Below are 1586 nucleotides of genomic sequence, written 5' to 3' on the forward strand. Positions count from 1 at the left end.
TTGCCAGCGAAGGGGACACCCCCCCATCTGCGATAGATAACAATGACCAGCCCCACGCCCTGCTACCACTGCGCCCTGCCCGTCCCGGCCGGCAGCCACTTCACCGCCGTGGTGCTCGGCGAACCGCGTGCCTTCTGCTGCCCCGGCTGCCAGGCGGTGGCCGAGGCCATCGTCGCCGGCAACCTGGAAAGCTATTACCAGCACCGCAGCGAAGCCAGTGCCAACCCCACCGCACTGCCTGTGCAACTGCTCGACGAACTGGCGCTGTACGACCGCGCCGACGTGCAACAACCCTTCGTGCGCCACGACGGCGAGCTGGCCGAAACCACCCTGATGATCGAAGGCATCAGTTGCGCCGCCTGCGGCTGGCTGATCGAAAAGCACCTGCGCAACCTGCCAGGCGTCGCCGAAGCGCGCCTGAACCTGTCCAACCACCGCCTGCACGTGCAATGGGCCACCCGCCAACTGCCGCTGTCCAGCCTGCTCGCCGAGCTGCGCCAGATCGGCTACGCCGCTCACCCCTACCAGGCCGACCGCGCCGCCGAACAGTTGGCCAGCGAAAACCGTACCGCCCTGCGCCAGCTGGGGGTCGCCGGCCTGCTGTGGTTCCAGGCGATGATGGCGACCATGGCCACCTGGCCTGAATTCAATATCGACCTGAGCCCGGAACTGCATGTCATCCTGCGCTGGGTCGCACTGTTCCTGACCACCCCGATCGTGTTCTACAGCTGTGCGCCGTTCTTCAAGGGCGCCGCACGCGACCTGCGCACCCGCCACCTGACCATGGATGTGTCGGTGTCGCTGGCCATCGGCCTGGCCTACTTCGCGGGTATCTGGACCGCCATCACCGGCAGCGGCGAGCTGTATTTCGACGCGGTGGGCATGTTCGCGCTGTTCCTGCTGGCCGGCCGCTACCTGGAACGACGGGCCCGCGAACGCACCGCGGCCGCCACCGCGCAACTGGTCAACCTGCTGCCGGCCTCGTGCCTGCGCCTGGCAGGCGACGGCAGCAGCGAACGTATCCTGCTGCGCGAACTGCGCACCGGCGACCACGTACTGGTGCACCCAGGTGCCGTGCTGCCCGCCGACGGGCGTATCGTCGACGGCCAGTCCAGCGTCGACGAGTCGCTGCTGACCGGCGAATACCTGCCGCAACCCCGCCAGCGGGGCGATGCGGTGACCGCCGGCACGCTGAACGTAGAGAGCGCACTGACCGTGCAAGTCCAGGCCCTGGGCCAGGACACCCGACTGTCGGCCATCGTGCGCCTGCTGGAGCGTGCCCAGTCGGAAAAGCCGCGCCTGGCGGTGATCGCCGACCGTGCCTCGCAGTGGTTCCTGCTGTTCTCGCTGGTGGCCGCTGCTGCCATCGGCCTGCTGTGGTGGCAACTGGACCCGACCCGGGCCTTCTGGATCGTGCTGGCGATGCTGGTTGCCACCTGCCCGTGCGCGCTGTCGCTGGCCACCCCCACCGCACTCACCGCCGCCACCGGCACCCTGCACACGCTCGGCCTGCTGCTGACCCGCGGCCATGTACTGGAAGGCCTGAACCAGATCGACACGGTGATCTTCGACAAGACCGGCACCCT

At 68.3% G+C, this 1586-nt stretch carries 1 protein-coding gene; it reads left to right on the top strand.

What is annotated here, in order from left to right:
• Positions 1-42 precede the first annotated feature (42 nt).
• The coding region (locus G3436_RS26555) for a heavy metal translocating P-type ATPase (RefSeq protein ID WP_163951318.1) at positions 43-1586 on the top strand (1544 nt) is incomplete at its 3' end.

This window comes from Pseudomonas brassicae, from assembly GCF_010671725.1.
GTDB classification, from domain to species: domain Bacteria; phylum Pseudomonadota; class Gammaproteobacteria; order Pseudomonadales; family Pseudomonadaceae; genus Aquipseudomonas; species Aquipseudomonas brassicae.